The 17,433-nt window shown below is 46.9% G+C and carries 8 protein-coding genes; 6 read left to right on the top strand and 2 right to left on the bottom strand.

Going from position 1 to position 17,433, the window contains the following annotated elements:
- The first annotated feature begins 63 nt into the window (after positions 1-63).
- The 6 genes from BN1209_RS03545 to BN1209_RS03520 all read left to right on the top strand — a co-directional run bounded on the left by BN1209_RS03545 (position 64) and on the right by BN1209_RS03520 (position 11,176).
- Entirely contained in the window at positions 64-3,936 is a 3,873-nt protein-coding gene (locus BN1209_RS03545; RefSeq protein WP_045750981.1) for a YhdP family protein, read from the top strand.
- A gap of 88 nt (positions 3,937-4,024) precedes the next feature.
- Positions 4,025-4,882 carry a carbon-nitrogen hydrolase family protein gene (locus tag BN1209_RS03540; RefSeq protein WP_045750980.1) on the top strand — a complete coding sequence of 286 codons (858 nt, stop codon included), beginning with the start codon at positions 4,025-4,027 and terminating at the stop codon, positions 4,880-4,882.
- Positions 4,883-5,025: 143 nt separating this feature from the next.
- Positions 5,026-6,501 carry a metalloprotease TldD gene (gene tldD / locus BN1209_RS03535; protein WP_045750979.1) on the top strand — a complete coding sequence of 492 codons (1,476 nt, stop codon included), beginning with the start codon at positions 5,026-5,028 and terminating at the stop codon, positions 6,499-6,501.
- A 120-nt stretch (positions 6,502-6,621) separates the two neighbouring features.
- On the top strand, positions 6,622-6,981 hold the full coding sequence (locus tag BN1209_RS03530) for a hypothetical protein (RefSeq protein WP_052661085.1): 360 nt from the start codon (positions 6,622-6,624) through the stop codon (positions 6,979-6,981).
- Between the two features lie 178 nt (positions 6,982-7,159).
- A complete protein-coding gene (gene mfd / locus BN1209_RS03525) occupies positions 7,160-10,567 on the top strand; it encodes a transcription-repair coupling factor (protein WP_045750978.1) in 3,408 nt (1,135 codons plus the stop codon).
- Positions 10,568-11,176: a DedA family protein gene (locus BN1209_RS03520; RefSeq protein ID WP_045750977.1), complete on the top strand. Its 609-nt coding sequence runs from the start codon at positions 10,568-10,570 to the stop codon at positions 11,174-11,176.
- Here the strand turns inward: BN1209_RS03520 and BN1209_RS03515 are convergent.
- Positions 11,166-14,615, bottom strand: coding sequence for a UvrD-helicase domain-containing protein (locus BN1209_RS03515; protein WP_045750976.1), 3,450 nt, complete (start codon positions 14,613-14,615; stop codon positions 11,166-11,168). The genes BN1209_RS03520 and BN1209_RS03515 overlap by 11 nt on opposite strands.
- Positions 14,612-17,380, bottom strand: coding sequence for a PD-(D/E)XK nuclease family protein (locus BN1209_RS03510; protein ID WP_045750975.1), 2,769 nt, complete (start codon positions 17,378-17,380; stop codon positions 14,612-14,614). Before BN1209_RS03510 ends, BN1209_RS03515 begins: the two co-directional genes overlap by 4 nt.
- Positions 17,381-17,433: the final 53 nt, after the last annotated feature.

Genomic DNA, 17,433 nt, shown 5'->3' with positions numbered 1-17,433 from the left:
AATAAAAAGCCTAGCCAATCAAACGGCGCGCTCCCAATTCAACCATTATTAGAATATAAATGAATGATTAAAAAATCGCTTATCTGGTCTTATCGAGCTGCGTGTATCGCGTTAGGAACACTAGTGTTTCTAGGTGTGCTCTCGATCATCGGATTGCGATTTTTCGTGCTTCCGCATATTGATGATTACAAACCTAAGATTGTTCAAAGCATTTCAGAAGTGCTTGGCCAAAAGGTCGTTATCGGCAATATCTACGCAAATTGGGACGGCTTAAATCCGCATATTTCTGTGTTTAATGTGGACATTTACGATCAGCAAAATCGTGTTGCCTTGAGTTTAACCCACATTGAAGGCAGCCTTTCGTGGACCAGTATTCTTCTGCTTGAGCCTCGACTTGCCTCTTTTTCTATTTATCAGCCAGAACTAACTATTCGCCGTGAAAAAGATGGCACCGTGTATGTTGCAGGCGTTTCGATGAATGGGCCATCAAAACCAGCGTTTCCTAATTGGTTGCTCAGCCAAGCCAAAGTGAATGTCATTGATGCCAATATTGTTTGGCAAGACGACATGCGCGGCGCGCCTGCACTCAACCTCGATAAACTCAATTTACAACTTGAAAACCCTGCATGGGATGGTTTTCGTGGGCGACATGCATTCAGCTTGCGTGCCACGCCCTCTGCAGGCACATCCAAGCCTATCGACATTCGAGGTAAAGTGTTTGGTCATGATGTGGCCAAACTTGATCAATGGCACGGCACACTCTATGCAAAAATTGAAGGAACTGACATTGCGGCGTGGCGGAATTGGTTAGACTATCCATTTGATTTACGAGAAGGCAAAGGGGCTGCCCAACTTTGGCTTGAGTTTGCAGACAGCCAAATAGAAAGCTTATCAACAGTGCTTGCGCTCGATAAGGTGGTCACGCGATTACCTTATAACGGCGTTGAAAACTCCTTCAATCATCTTGCTGGCTTTCTCAAATGGATACGCCACGCAGATGGTCAAGAAATTCAAGGTGAAAGCATTAAGATTGTCACCGCGGATGATTTGAATATGCGTAGCGGTAAGTTTTCAATCCGTGAGCGCGGTCTTCAACAAGAAAAAACGGTACATGGCGATGTATTGCTTGACGAGATTCAACTTGAGACTTTAAACAAACTGACGCCCTACTTTACTTTGCCCTCCAATATCACGCAGACTTTGAACGAAACAGCGCCACTGGGCAAGCTAAGCAACCTTCACCTTAGCTGGCTAAGCAAGGGGGAAACGCTCCCAAAATATGCACTAAGCGCAGATTTCTCAGGCTTAAGTGTGCTCCCTTACGCAACATATGACTTACCTGGCTTTACCAACTTATCGGGCAAAGTAGCACTTGACCAATCGCAAGGAAAATTGACACTCAATACAACCTCAGCAGCACTTAATTTTGCGCCCGTGCTGCGCTGGCCATTACCTGCTGACAAATTAACAGGCGAAATTGACTGGCAATTGAAGGATAAAAATATTGCGATTGCGGTCAAGCGTCTTGCGCTTAAAAATCCGCACTTAGATGCCGAAGTTGATGCGAGCTTTAATTCTGATGGCGCGCAAAAGCACTTTTTAGACTTAACGGGTCATGTCAATAAAGTCGATCTTCAATATGGTCGATTTTACTATCCATCCGTCATTAACCAAGATACCGTCGCATGGCTTGATAAGTCGATCCTGTCTGGCAAGGGTGAAGACGTGAATGTCAGAATTAAGGGTGATCTTAAAGACTACCCCTTTGACCAAGGTAAAAAAGGCATTTTTAAAGTCACTGCGAACCTCAAAGATGCGGTATTGGACTACACCGATGGTTGGCCTAAAGTAGAAGGCATTCAACTTGCCATGTTGTTTGAAGGCAAGCGCATGGAGTTAAACGCCAATGCTGGCCACCTGTTTGGTAATGAAATTAAAAAAGCCAAAATCACGATTCCAGATTTGGAAGCGGATGAAAATGTGCTCGATATTGTGGGCGAATTACAAAGTCCGATGAATGAAGGCGTAAAGTTTATCAATGCCAGCCCGATTGCAAAGTTGGCGGGTGGATTTACTGAGTCACTCAAAACATCAGGGGCTGGTAAGCTCACCCTCAATCTTCACATTCCGCTCAACCACAGCGATGCCACCAAAGTGAAGGGAATATATGCGATCACGAATGGCAGCATGCTCAGTGATAGCATTCCTGAACTCACGAAACTCAATGGAACAGTTGAGTTTACCGAGTCGTCGATTAATGCCAATAACGTCAATACTTTTGCTTATGGTGCGCCAGCGGTATTTAGCATTAACACAGACAAAAGCCATGCTATTCAAATTGCAGCGCATGGCCGACTAACCGATGCGGGCTTTAGAAAGTCATTTGAACATCTTTTGCCAAGCACTATTTCGGGAAGTACAGAATGGGTAGCGAGAGCCAAGATTCAGAACAATCAATCAGAAGTCACCATTCATTCAAGTCTGGTTGGGTTAAGTTCAAAACTACCCGCCCCTCTTGGCAAAACAATGACTGAAGCCATGCCTTTGCTGATTGAGAAAAAACCAATCAATGAAACACAAGATGCGATCAAAATTAGCTTAGGTAAAAGCATGAGCGCCAAGCTGATTCGAACTTCCCAGAATGGTATGACGACCATCGAAAGAGGCGATATTGGCATTAATGTTGCACCAGACATAAGCCCTCAAAAAGGCCTATCACTTCGCGCGAAGCTTGATAGCTTGGACATTGATGAGTGGTTGGCGCAAATGGATAAATCCACAGCAAGCTCAGCAAACAATAGTGCAAATAGCAACATCACACTTAATCGCATTGAGCTCACTACCCAACATCTCGATATTTTTGATCGCCGGATTAATGCACTTAAAATGAGTGCTAGGTTGGCAGACAACGCATGGATCATGAACTTAAAAAGCGATGAGGTCACTGGCGATTTAAAATGGAACAAAGACGGTAATGGAAAAATCAGTGGCAACCTTGCCAACCTAATCTTCCCATCGCCGACGCCAGACGCCCTAAAATCAAGCACTCACGTTGCCGCAAAACAATTGAATCTTAAATATCCTGCACTGGACATTGTTGCTGACAACTTTGAAATTGGTAAGAAAAAGTTTGGTCGATTGGAGCTCCAGGCGAAAGAGCAGCTTGGCAACTGGGGAATCGACAAGCTCCGCATGACCTCAGCCGACGGTGTGATTAATGCCAATGGTGAGTGGAATAACTGGAAAAATCGCCCCAATACCAAGTTACGCTTCAATTGGGAAATCAATGATATGGGTAAGGCCTTAAAGCGTCTGGATATTGGCGACGTGATCAAAGGCGGCTCTGCGGAAATCACAGGCCAATTAAAATGGGCTGGCAGTCCACATGAGTTCGACATACCCAACCTTTCTGGCAACCTTCATCTCGATGCTAAAAAAGGACAAATCCTTCAAGTAGAGCCGGGCGTTGGCAGGCTTTTTAGTGTGTTGAGTTTACAAAACCTACCAAGACGTTTAACCCTGGACTTTAAAGACTTATTTAGCAGCGGATTTACGTTTGACAAAATCAACGCCGACGTCAATATCGAGCGAGGAGTTATGTATAGCGACAACTTTAAAATGGAGGGTCCAACGGCCCAAGTTGAAATTAAAGGGGAAACGGATCTTGATAAAGAAACACAGCATTTATATGTCAAAGTGAAGCCATTCATCAGCGATACGCTTTCATTGGCCGCATTTGCTGGCGGTCCTGCTGTGGGCGCCGCTGCTTATATTGCGCAAAAAATATTGAAAGATCCACTAAATAAAATTGCTGAATCACAGTATGAGATTGTCGGCACTTGGAGTAACCCTCAAGAAAAAGGGCAAGACAAAGCGTCACCCAAAGATAGCAAATCTCCATCTCAAACCCCTGCGCCAACGCCCTTAGGCATGTGATTATTTTAATTTGATAAATATTTAACATTTGCCAAATCGGGTATGATGTCAAAAAATCATTCAAACATCGCTTACTCGGAAATTCAGCATGGCCATCAAATCCCGCATCAACCATACAAAAGCGAGTCCAGCAGGGGCTGGTATCGTCAAAATCGCTGGCATACAAATGGCTTCAGGCCCAATTGTTTCTGCAAACCTGAGCGAGGCTGAGCGACTGATTAAAATTGCAGCTGATCAGGGAGCAAAGTTAATTGTGCTGCCTGAATACTTTGCGATTATGGGCATCAAGGATAGCGACAAAGTCAAAGCCAGCGAAAAAGAAGGAAGCGGCCCGATTCAACAATTTCTTTCCAGCACAGCGAAAAAGCGCGATGTTTGGATTGTCGCAGGATCAGTCCCGCTTCAATCAGACAACAAAGATAAGATTTATAACGCCTGCATGGTCTATGACAACAAAGGCAAGTTGGTTGCGCGTTATAACAAAATCCATCTTTTTGGCCTGAACCTAGGCAACGAAAAGTACCATGAAGAAGCGACTATTGTGCCTGGCAATCAAGTGGTCACGGTCGATAGTCCATTTGGTAAAATTGGATTGTCCATCTGTTACGACTTACGCTTTCCTGAACTCTATCGCGCCATGGGTGAAGTGGACTTAATATTAGTGCCCGCAGCGTTTACCGAAACAACAGGTAAGGCACACTGGGAAACGTTGGTACGCGCACGTGCCATCGAAAATCTTTGTTACGTCTTAGCGCCAGCGCAAGGTGGATATCATGCCTCTGGCCGTGAAACACACGGTGATAGCATGATTGTTGACCCATGGGGCGTCGTACTCGATCGCTTACCACGCGGCTCGGGTGTCGTCATCGCTTCCATGAATCTAGACTATCAAGCCAGCCTTCGTAAGAGCTTGCCGGCCTTACAACATCGCACTGTTTTTAAATAAACTTGTGGTGCTGATTGCATATTAAAGAATTTACTTAGCGGGGCAATGCCCCGCTTCTGCTATATTAAATAGACAAAAATGGAACACTTCAAAACGCTTGCCTAAAGGCGTTTATTTGAAGCAATTAGCCCGAAAGACTTAGCATGAAAACTGAACATAAACACGCTACACCAAGCAATCACTTCAGCACGGCCACTGAAACCTTGCTCGACCCATCTGGCTTAGATGTGCCAGCATTGCAAGGAGTGCTCAACAATATCATGACACATGATATTGATTACGCGGACTTGTATTTTCAATACAGCCGTTCAGAAAGCTGGGGCTTAGAAGAAGGTCAAGTGAAATCGGGTAATTTCAATATTGACCAAGGTGTGGGCGTTCGTGCAGTGAGCGGCGAAAAAACCGCATTTGCCTATTCCGACGACATTAATTTACCAGCGCTACAACAAGCCGCAAACGCCACAAAAGCGATTGCCGACATGGGTAATGACAGCTTTGAAGCCAATAAAACTGGTGTTATCCATCGTGCAGAGGCTCCCCAACTTTATATCCCTAAAGATCCAATAGCCTCCTTAAGTGCAGAGGCAAAGGTGAAGTTATTAGAGCGTCTTGAAACGTATGCCCGTAAAGTTGACCCACGCATCACCCAAGTCATGGCATCCATTGCGGGTGAATATGAAGTCATTATGGTGGCTCGTCATGATGGCGTGATGGCGGCCGATGTCAGGCCATTAGTTCGCTTATCGATTAATGTCATCGCTGAAAGCAACGGACGTCGTGAACAAGGTTCTGCTGGTGGTGGTGGTCGTTTTGATTATGCCTACTTTAGCGATGAGGTCTTGCAAGATTACGCTGAAAAAGCCGTCCACCAAGCACTCGTTAATTTAGATGCGCGCCCTGCCCCAGCCGGCAATATGACGGTTGTATTGGGCGCTGGCTGGCCAGGCATTTTATTGCATGAAGCCATTGGTCACGGACTAGAAGGCGACTTTAACCGCAAAGGCAGCTCGGCATTTTCGGGAAAAATTGGCCAACGCGTGGCTTCAAAGGGTGTGACGGTAGTGGATGATGGCACAATCAGCAATCGTCGTGGCTCACTCAGCCTAGATGACGAAGGTAACCCAACACAGCGTACCGTATTGATTGAGGACGGCATTTTGCGTGGCTATATTCAAGATAGTCTCAATAGCCGCCTAATGGGCATGCCACTGACAGGCAATGCACGCAGAGAGTCTTATGCGCATATTCCAATGCCACGCATGACCAATACTTACATGCTCAATGGCGATATGCCGCCAGAAGAAATCATCAAATCTGTTAAAAAAGGCCTATATGCCGCCAACTTTGGCGGTGGGCAAGTGGACATTACGAGCGGAAAATTTGTGTTCAGCGCTGCCGAAGCTTATATGATTGAAGATGGGAAGATCACTTACCCGGTCAAAGGTGCAACCCTTATTGGCAACGGTCCAGATGTGTTAACGCGCGTCTCGATGATCGGCAACGACATGCAACTCGATAGCGGTGTCGGGACTTGTGGCAAAGAAGGACAAAGCGTCCCTGTTGGCGTAGGCCAACCAACCTTAAGAATTGATGGCCTCACGGTAGGCGGCACAGCGTAAAATATAGTGACTCGTTTGGCAAAAAACTTAATCTGTGTTTTACTAAGGGTTAAGCATTAATAAGTTTATGGTTATACTAGATTAACTAAAGAATTTCTTTGAAATTGAAGAGGATTAAAAATGGCGACAAACGAAACAACAGCAGCAGCAAAACCAGCCGTTGCTAAAAAACCAGCGGCAGCGAAAAAACCAGCCGTTAAAAAACCTGCTGTAGCTAAAATAACTGCTCCTAAAACTGCGGCTGTTAAAAAACCTGCTGTCAAAGCAGCACCAAAAGTAGCTGCAGCAAAACCAGCAGCCACTAAAGCACCAGCTGCAGCGAAAAAGCCAGCCGTTAAAAAACCTGCAGCGGCAAAACCAGCCACCCCAAAAACAGTGGCACCTAAAGCGGCTGAAGTAAAACCAGCAGCGCCAACAGCAACACCATCACTTGGCTTTTTCGGTCAAATTGGTGCGTTCTTCAAAAAATTACTTGGCTAAGCCTGTCATTTTTTAATGAAGCGCTAACAGTGCATTGAATGCATTGTTAGCGCTTTTTTTCGTTCTAAGCGTTTAAATTCCATTCTGAGATAGCTTGCACGCCATCTTATTGATAGCCGTGACAACAAGGCTACAGCTATAATACGGCTTCTTAAATTATTACTCGTGGCAAGACTTCATGCAGTTTTCCTTAGCCATCCCGGCACAAGGTAGCACAAAAAAAATAGACAAGACATGCGCTGGTTTAGATAGCGCGGCCCTTGCACAACTGGCGCTTGAGCTTAAAGCTAACAAAAGCAAAACGCCGCTTGCCATCATCACTGCCAATGCCTTTGATGCCCAGCGCTTACTCGAAGAAATGCCATGGTTTGCCCCTAGCCTAGTCGTCAACTTATTGCCCGATTGGGAAACACTTCCTTACGACCACTTTTCTCCGCATCCTGATTTAATTTCTGAGCGCCTATCCACGCTCTATCAAATCAGCCAAAACAATTGCGACGTGGTCATCGTGCCGGCAGGCACAGCCTTAATTCAACTGCCGCCAATGGCTTATTTAGCAGCGAATAGCTTTATGCTGAAAAAAGGGCAAAAGCTCGATTTAGAAGCATTAAGAAGACAATGTGCCGAGGCTGGCTACCATCATGTGAGCCAAGTGGTGAGTCCTGGGGAATTTAGTGTGCGTGGCGGTTTGGTAGACTTGTTTCCAATGGGGAGCGGCTTACCTTTTCGCTTAGATTTATTCGATGATGAAATAGAGACCATCCGTACCTTTGATGTCGATACACAGCGGAGTCTTTATCCGGTCCCAGAGATTAGGCTGTTACCGGCCCGTGAGTTTCCGCTCGATGACCAAGGCATTGCACAGTTCAGACAAAGCTTTCGTGAACAATTTGAAGGAGACCCTTCTAAAAGCCGCATCTACAAAGATGTCAGCAAGGGCGTGGCGAGTGGCGGCATTGAATGGTATTTACCGCTATTTTTCGAAAAGACGGCCACCCTGCTAGATTACTTACCTGAACAAACCGTACTCTGTATGCACGGCAATCTGGACCATGCCGCGCAGAGTTTTTGGTTTGAGGCACAGTCACGTTACCGCCTGTTAGCGCATGATGTTGAACGCCCTATTCTCACGCCAGAAACCTTACTCATTAAAGCAGATGAATTTTTTAGTCAGACGCATCGCTACCCTCGCCTGACTGTGAATAATGATGGTGCCTTGACTCGCCTAACTGAGCTGGACATCGAAAGGCGCGCAGAAAAGCCACTGCATAAATTAGAAGCCTTTATCAAGGGCTTTAAAGGCCGCATATTAATTGCCGCCGAGAGCCTAGGCCGCCGCGAAACTATTTTGCAGCTACTGACAGACCAGGGGATTAAACCTGCGCTTTGTGAAAGCTGGGAAGACTTCAATACCAGCGCTGCAAAGCTAATGCTAGGCGTGACTACGCTGCATAGCGGCTTTCAATACAAAGACGTGGCGATTATCACAGAAGCCGAGTTATACGCTGCCACAGTGCGTCAGCAACGCCGACGCGAAAAAGAAAAAGCGCGCAGTACCGAAGGCATGCTCAAAGATTTGTCCGAGCTACGCGAGAACGACCCTGTCGTTCACGAACAACATGGGGTTGGACGTTACCGTGGCCTCATTAACTTAGACTTCGGCGAAGGTGAAACTGAGTTCTTGCTCTTGGAATATGCGGGCGACGATAAGCTGTATGTGCCAGTGTCACAGCTATTCCTGATTTCACGTTACTCAGGTGGCCCACCAGAATCTGCACCGCTACACAGATTAGGCTCTGGCAACTGGGAGAAAGCCAAGAAAAAGGCACTCAAACAAATTCGCGATACTGCCGCAGAATTGCTCAATCTTTATGCACAGCGTGCAGCACGGAAAGGCCATGCTTTTACCTTAAGCCTGCACGATTATGAAACTTTCGCCGAAGGGTTCCCTTTTGAAGAAACGCCTGATCAGCTTTCTGCGATTGAAGCGGTCATTAGCGATATGCAATCAGGCAGACCAATGGATCGATTGGTGTGCGGCGATGTGGGCTTTGGTAAAACTGAAGTGGCGCTTCGTGCCGCTTTTGTGGCCGTGATGGGTGGGCGCCAAGTGGCGGTGCTCGTACCAACGACACTCCTTGCTGAACAACATTACCAAAACTTTAGTGACCGATTTGCTGAATGGCCGATTAAAGTGGCTGAAATTTCTCGCTTCCGCACAGCCAAAGAGCAAGCCGAAGCGCTTAAAGGTTTAGCTGACGGTAGCATCGATATCATTATCGGCACGCATCGTTTGATCTCAAAAGACGTGAAGTTTGATAATTTAGGCTTGGTCATTTTGGATGAAGAGCACCGCTTTGGAGTTCGTCAAAAAGAACAATTAAAAGCGCTACGTGCTGAGGTCGATGTGCTCACGCTCACCGCCACGCCGATTCCACGCACCCTCAGCATGGCGATGGAAGGCTTGCGTGAGTTCAGTGTGATTACCACGCCGCCACAAAAACGCTTAGCGATTAAAACCTTTGCGACGGATTATTCAGAAGGCATTATTCGTGAAGCCGCGATGCGCGAATTCAAACGTGGCGGGCAAGTCTACTTCTTACACAACGAAGTGGATACCATCCACTCTATGCGCGAAAAGCTAGAGCGTATCTTGCCAGAAGCGCGCATCAGCATTGCTCACGGTCAATTGCGCGAGCGTGAGCTAGAGCATGTGATGCGCGACTTCTATCATCAGCGCTCAAATTTATTACTCTGTACCACCATTATTGAAACTGGCATTGACGTGCCAACCGCCAACACGATTATTATGAATCGTGCTGATATGTTTGGCTTGGCGCAGTTGCATCAATTGCGTGGCCGTGTAGGTCGTTCGCATCACCAAGCTTATGCCTATTTATTAACCGAGCCTAACCGCAAAATCACCCCACAAGCGCAAAAGCGTTTAGATGCAATTCAATTGCTAGAAGACTTAGGGGCAGGCTTCCATCTTGCCATGCATGACCTAGAAATTCGCGGCGCAGGCGAACTGCTTGGCGACTCACAAAGCGGCGAGATGCAAGAGATAGGCTTCCACTTATATTCCGAGATGCTTACGCACGCGGTTAAGCGTTTAAAAGAAGGCAAAGAGCCTGATTTATCAGCACCATTGGGCGTCACTACAGAAATCAATCTGCATACACCGGCTTTGCTGACGAATGACTACTGCCCTGACGTGCATGAACGCTTGGTGCTGTACAAACGCCTCGCCAACTGTACGAATGACGATGAGCTGGACACTATGCAAGAAGAACTCATCGACCGCTTTGGCATGCTGCCAGAGCAAGGCGAAGCGTTGATGGCATGCCATCGACTCCGCGTTGCCGCCAAACCGCTTGGCATCATCAAAATTGACGCCAGTGACAGTGCAATTCAACTTCAATTTAGTCAGCACGCAGAACTAGACCCAACCAAGCTGATTGCATTGCTGCAGCGTGACCGTCGTTGCCGCATGAACGGCCCTGATAAATTAAGGATTACCGTGGCTTATGGCGATATCGTTCACCGTGCTGATTTCATCAAAAACATCATGAAAGAATTTGTATAAATGTTAGAACAAATCATTGCTGTCCTAGCCACTTGGATTATGGGCGTTATCTCAGCTTTAGGTTACAGCGGCGTTGTGTTGTTGATGGCCATTGAATCGGCCTGCATTCCACTCCCTTCTGAAATCATCATGCCATTTGCTGGGTTTTTAGTATTCAAAGGTGAAATGACACTCTTGGGCGTGGCGTTGGCTGGCGCTATTGGCTGTGTGGTAGGTTCTATCCCTGCTTACTATTTAGGCATGTACGGTGGCAGACCACTAGTAGAAAAATACGGGAAATGGGTACTCATTTCACATAAAGATCTCAACTGGGCTGACCAAGCCTTTGCCAAACACGGTGACTTGATTATTTTTGTAGGACGTTTATTGCCAGCTGTCCGCACCTTTATTGCTTTCCCAGCTGGCGTTGCGCGCATGAATATGACTAAGTTCGTTCTTTATACCTTTGTAGGCTCACTGACTTGGTGTTACTTGTTAGCATTTGCAGGCTTCAAGATGGGGGAAAACTGGGAAAGTCTAAAAGTGTACTTCCATGAGTTTCATTACATCATTGCTGGCGCTGGATTAATCTTCGTCATTTGGTACGTAAGAAGACATTTTAAGCACTAAGACGCGATAAATTAATCAGTCGCCCCACACTCACAAAGTAAACAGCCAGCTGGAGACTTAAGCCTTCATCCGCAAAAAGTGCTGCATAACCCTCAAGTTGCTGACGATACTGCTCAGCGGCTTGCTTCAAGCTAGACTCATCAATATTTGCCGCCAGCGCAGTCGTTTTGTAATCCACAATCCAGCGAACGCCGTTTTCAATAAAAGTACGATCAATCACCCGTTTCTGAATCACTAAACCATCACTTTGGCGTTCAATCGCCCACTCATTTTGTGCATGCTCATGCGCTTGCAATACCCATTGCCCTTGCGCACTTGTTAATGTTTTATTCAGCAAACTAAGCACAAGGTTTACGCCGTTTTGCGCAGCTAAATTTGGGTGGCCTTGTTGCGCAAACCAACGCTGCATCGCAAGCTTTAATGTCTCGAGTCGAGCTAGCGACCAATACGCTAGCCCCTGCTCAGCGATTAGCTCTAAATAGCGATGCACCAAAGTACCCACATCAGCTTCTAAGGACAAGCCTGTTTCATCTTCTGCAGAGGCCCTACTTTGCTGAACTTCATACTGCACTTGTTCAGCTTGCAAAATATCGGGAATATTTGGGTCTTTCAAACGCACTAACTGCGGCACAAAATCCTCTAACTTGGCGCTGACACGTCGTTCGTTTAAAGTTGAAGGCTCTGCTTGGCTAGGTGCTAACTTATCCTCATTAAACTCACTCGCCACCACAGGCCAAAGCATTTCTAAAAACGTATTCTTTTTTGGTTGTAATTCACCTTTTTTATTGGGGGCCACCGCCCCCAAAAGATGCAAGCAACGCTCAGCACGCGTCACTGCCACATAAAGCACACGCGCATCTTCATAAGCGGCACGCTGCTTTTCTAGCGACTTCATGTAGTCGTAAATACCCTGTGAGTTGGGTTTGTTTTTACCTTTAGGTGGCATCGGCGCCACCACCAAATCCACATCAGCCACATCGCCGCCAAAGTCCTCTCTCGGCACTTCTTCCCACATTAGCAAAGGCTGATCGGTACGACCTGTGGTCTTATCAAGGCCAGGCAGAATCACCGTATCAAACTCCAAGCCTTTAGATTTATGGATGGTCATAAACTGCAGCAAATCCTTAGCCTTGGCATCAGGCGCCGCATAAAGCTTTTGCACCTCAATCGCTAATTGCTCAGTGCTAAATTGGCCGTTAGCTTCCATGCGATCAATACGATCGAAGAACGCTTGCACATCACGAACATCCCCAGCCTCCCACAAACAAGTTGGTCCGCCTAGCATCACCCACACGCCATGGACCCAGCGGCTAATGCTCATACGCCCACGGTGATTAAGCGCTTCTTGCATGACGTCTCGCACATGCAACAAACGCTTGCGACCATCATCACTCATCGCTTGTAAGCGTGCTTCATCGTGCATTAAATATAGCACCGTGCTGACTTGGTCATTGCCAATCAGCTTGTGCAAATCTTCCAAACGCAAACCACACCAAGGCGCACGTAAAATAGCTAACCAATGTACGCGGTCAGCACGTTGATGCAAAGCATTCGTGAGTGATAACAAATCTTGAACGACCTGACGATTGGCCAGTTCTTCAATCTCAACCGCTTGGAATTGAATATCAGCATGATTAAGACGAATCTCCGCCACCAAGGCATGTAAATGGCTTCGAGCACGCACCAACACGGCAATTTTTCTTGTTGGATTTTGAGCCCAAGTAGCTTTGATAATTTCAATGATTTTATTCGCTTCTAGCTGGCGAACATCACTTTCAACCGCCTCCTCTTGTACATCATCGTCATCAAACTCAATAGAGTTTCCACCATCCACCATGGCATGAAAAGTCACGCCAGCGCCAGCAGGGTCGCGGTCTTTTGCGACAAATGCACGATAACTAATCGCGCCACGTGACACGCTGTCTTCATCAGGAAATACTTTTGCGAAGGTATCATTTACCCATTCAATGACTGGCGCATGTGAGCGATTGTTGCGCCACAATTTAAGTGGGATCAAAGACAAGCCACCGATGCCCTCCTGTGCCACACGCAAAAACAAGCCAACATTGGCTTTGCGGAAACGGTAAATCGATTGCATCGGGTCGCCCACTAAAAACAGCGTGCGGCCATCGCCATCCATCCAGCCTTGCGTCAGATGCTCGATCAGTTTGATTTGTGTAGGACTCGTATCCTGAAACTCATCCACCAATAAATGTTTAATTCGATAATCCAGCTTCAAAGCCAAATCCGTCGGATTTTCTTCTGCATCGCCGAGTGCAAATAATGCATTTTGTGAAATCTGTACAAAGTCCACTTCGCCATGTTGCTGAAATACCAACCAAAGCTCAGCAGTCGCCACTTTAAGCAAATGGGCTAATGCCAATACAATCTGCCAGCTCTGCTCATCGTACTTAGGATTTGGGAGTTCTCTCAACGCTTTTAACGCCAGCTCAGCCCCATCGGTCTGCTGTAACGTTTCCACTACCTCGGCATAAAGACCTTTATAAAAGTTACCTTCAGGAGTCGCAGGAAAGCCATTTTTAACATTCACGGTTTTTCTAAAGGTGTTGGTGCCTGTCAATAACAAATCAACTACTGCACGCCACATCGGAAGTGCTTCTGGCTTAAATGGAATCGGCGTTTCCCAGTCACGCAGCAAGGCCACAGAAGCATCACAAGGCAAGTTGGAAGCGGCATAACGCGCAACCGGCATCAAGGCCTCTTGCACACGCAGAGGCATCACTTCAGCCACCGCTTGCATATCTTGTGTGACCAAATGCGCAAGCGCGGCTTCAGCTAAGGACGCATCGTGATGATTCATGATGTAGTACTGCCATTGATCGCGCTTAGCGAGCATCTCGGCTAGTAGCGCATTAAGCCTGAAATGGTCATTATCAAAATAACGCAAAGCTTGCTGCAACACAGGGCCTTCGGCAGCATCATCTAAATTCGCTAAAGTGAGCGTGGCGGCTTCTTGATAATACAAACTGGCATCTTCACTCACCGCTGGCTGCGTGCCAAAACGGCTAAGCAATGGCATTTGACGTGCTAAATTGCCACTTAATGAGTCAATGGTATAAATGCGCAACCGTGAGGGCGTGGTGAGCAACTCCCATGACTTCTCAGCAGATCTTGCCAGCGCTTTTTGTCCAAGCTCAAACGTCACGATTTTGTGCGATAGCGTTGGACGCTCGCCACCATTCGCATCCACCAAGCTATCCATAATCCGCTTTTTCATTTCTGAAGCGGCTTTATTGGTGAAAGTAATCGCAATAATCTCTTCGGGTGAATCCACCGTGGCAAGCAACTTCAAATAGCGCTGAGTGAGCAGTTCGGTTTTACCTGCACCTGCAGGGGCTTCTACAATAAAAGAAGCAAACTCCAAAGCCTCAATACGGCTTGCATCATCTTCTAAAAGCAAGTGTTGATATTGACTCATACGCCACCTACTTCTTGCTGATGAAGCGCAGCTTGTTGATGCTCAAACTGTAACTGGCGCTCCGCCAATCGTAACAAAGGCAAGACCTCACAATAGATCAGCTGCTTTTCATTTTCAAACTTCACCGCCGCATCACCCGCTTTAATCGCTTGCGCTGTCGCAGTGATACTATTTTTCCAATGCGCAATAACAGAAGGCCAATCGGGAAAATTTGCTTCTGCAAAAATCTTGCGTCCTCGACTTTCTTCCAAAGGCGTTGCGCCCTGCAACACGCCTTTACTCGCAGCAATACCAGCGTACCCAGCTTTCTCCAACAGCACTTTGGCAAAACATACTGCGGCGACTTCCGCATCGCCCATTAAAAAGGCGGCGTAAATCGGCAATTGCGGTTCAGCGATATTGGCGTTTGCCCAGTTCTTAAAATCAATCGTCCCGCCAGTTTTGTAATCGAGCACGGCCAAACGGCCATCTTCAAGTTGATCCACTCTATCCACAGTGAGCGTAATCGAAAGGCTATCAATTGGTATGGTTTGCTTACGCTCAACCGCCTGCACAACAAAGCCGATTTCACGCGCCTTCTCGACATCATTGAGCCAAGCCGTGACCAATTTCACCAAGCGCTCTTTTTCTAGCTGAATAAACACCGTAGAAAATGCTTCATCGTGCTCTTGATTGAACAAAGACATCACTTTGTCAGCCACTTGCTCAAGCACAGCTTGCATCTCATTGTCACTCAAGGCATGTAAATAAGTGGAGTCGCGCCCATCCCAAAAGGCCTCCAACACTTGATGCACAAGATTACCTCTATCCATCGCATCCAAACCATCTACTGGTTCTTTTAAGGCTTTAGCATACAAGCGATATTGGTAGAAAGCCCAAGCTGGGCATATCGCTTGCGCCTTGAGTAAGCCGGTTCCACCTGATACATGACCGCCCTCTTCAACCACTGGTGCTTGATGGTCATCTACCCATTGCCAAGGCTTCTCCACTACTTCAGCAGGCACACAATCAACTAGCTGTTCAGCCAGTGTTTTAGCCAACAAGCTCTCGGAAGAGGCAAGCGGAATCTCTTGCATCAATGGACTTGCACGCAATTGACGATCGCCATCTTGAATCGCGCTAGAAAAAATGACCGAACGGGCACTTTTAATCAAACGGGAATGGATTGCTTTTGCAAAAGCCACTTGCACCTCACTGCTGGCATTCGGAGTTTCTGCGGCACGTTGCAGACTTGCTGAAATCAACGCGTTCGGTCGTGCGATCGGCGGCCAAACGTGATCGTTCATCCCCATGACCCACATCGCATCCAAAGGGGCAGCAGCAGCCTCCATCATCCCCATAATTTGCAATGGCGGAATTTCTTTAGATTCAGGCTGAAAAATCTGCGCCTGACAAAGTTGAATCAATTGGGAAATGGCTTGTTTAGCATCAATTTTACCGAGCAAGTCATCTAAGCCAGCCAGCGCTGAAATCACTTTGGCGAATGATTTGGTCGCTTGATATTCAAAACTAGATAAGCTTCTACGACCAGGCCAGTCTGCATGGACTAAGGCTTTATCTAACACCAAGGCCCAAGCAGAAGGAAGCTGTTTCAAGGATTGAGTTTGCGCATAACCGAGTAAATCTTGTAAGGCTTTAATGGTCGCTGGCAAGCGCATACCGCCCTCACCTGCTGTCACTTTATGAATATAGTTTTGTAAGCGTGCGCTCTTAAAACTCAAAGGCAAATCACGCCGCATCCTTGCATCTAGCAAGGCTCTAGCATCCGCTTCCAACAAGCCCTCTGACCAATAAGGGCTATGCAACAACTGAATCATGTCTTGCTGAAAAATATTGCCGCGCTGCCAAGCCAATTGCAGGAGATGAATGGCTGTTGCAATCACAGGTTGGGTATTGAGTGGCACACCCAAAGAAAAATCATAAGGTCGCTGATTTTCCGCTAGAGCAGGACGCGCGGCAGATGGTTGCAACACATCATCCAAGAGCGCAGAAATTTTGCTACGCAAAGCCGCCAGCTCTGGCACCACAATCGCAATGCTCACATTTGGATTATCTGCTAACTGTGCTTTTGCCCAAGCAACAGCAGCGCGGCATTCCGCATCTTGGTCAGTCAATACCCTATGCTGAGCCTCTTGAGGCGAATCAAATGTGAGTAATGCCGAGCTTACTTTCACACCCCGCTTCACCAGCACTTCTTGCAATCTTTTAAGCTGAGGATTGATACGATCAAAGCCGGCAAACTCAACGTGGGCTGGCAATATGCCAACACCACTTTCTAGCACATCTAAGCGCCAGTTGCTGAAGCGCACCGACTCCAAATACCAATTTTGCTTGCACAGCCACTGAAAGCGTTTGCGCCACTCCAAAAACTGTTTGGTCTCTTCGGTGGCCTCATCCATATTAAGATTGAGATTCCACTCAATCACGAGACGATTAGCCTCCATCGCCGCACTTGCTAAACCAGAAGCATCAAATAAATGCTTGGCCTCGTGCGATTTCAAACAATGCTTAATGCTCTGTTCCCATAGCAGACTTTCTTGCAAGGGACTAAGCTCCTTGGGTGGCAAGTTTGTTTCGTCGATCTCGCCCAGCAACATCGCTTCATCTAATAATTGCCCCAGCCACTGTGTCAATGGCATCGCATTAAGCGGCTGCCATTTTGTCATGCCTTTTTGTACTTGCTCGCGCTGAAAAATTCCTTGCAAGCTACGCGCTAAACGCGGCGTAGAACATAAAATCAGGCTAGAATTCGGGGCTTGGGTCATGCTTAGATTTTAACGCGGACTGGCCACTAAAAATACTGAAAACAAAGAATAAA

Origin of the sequence: Candidatus Methylopumilus turicensis, assembly GCF_000953015.1 — a bacterium.
GTDB lineage: Bacteria > Pseudomonadota > Gammaproteobacteria > Burkholderiales > Methylophilaceae > Methylopumilus_A > Methylopumilus_A turicensis.
The sequence above is the reverse complement of the archived record's forward strand: the minus strand, read 5'-3'. Positions and strand labels throughout refer to the sequence as shown.

Excerpts from the sequence above, each read along its gene's own strand:
- BN1209_RS03545 (WP_045750981.1), top strand. The coding sequence starts at position 64 with ATGATTAAAAAATCGCTTATCTGGTCTTATCGAGCTGCGTGTATCGCG.
- BN1209_RS03540 (WP_045750980.1), top strand. The coding sequence starts at position 4,025 with ATGGCCATCAAATCCCGCATCAACCATACAAAAGCGAGTCCAGCAGGG.
- tldD (WP_045750979.1), top strand. The coding sequence starts at position 5,026 with ATGAAAACTGAACATAAACACGCTACACCAAGCAATCACTTCAGCACG.
- BN1209_RS03530 (WP_052661085.1), top strand. The coding sequence starts at position 6,622 with ATGGCGACAAACGAAACAACAGCAGCAGCAAAACCAGCCGTTGCTAAA.
- mfd (WP_045750978.1), top strand. The coding sequence starts at position 7,160 with ATGCAGTTTTCCTTAGCCATCCCGGCACAAGGTAGCACAAAAAAAATA.
- BN1209_RS03520 (WP_045750977.1), top strand. The coding sequence starts at position 10,568 with ATGTTAGAACAAATCATTGCTGTCCTAGCCACTTGGATTATGGGCGTT.
- BN1209_RS03515 (WP_045750976.1), bottom strand. The coding sequence starts at position 14,615 with ATGAGTCAATATCAACACTTGCTTTTAGAAGATGATGCAAGCCGTATT.
- BN1209_RS03510 (WP_045750975.1), bottom strand. The coding sequence starts at position 17,380 with ATGACCCAAGCCCCGAATTCTAGCCTGATTTTATGTTCTACGCCGCGT.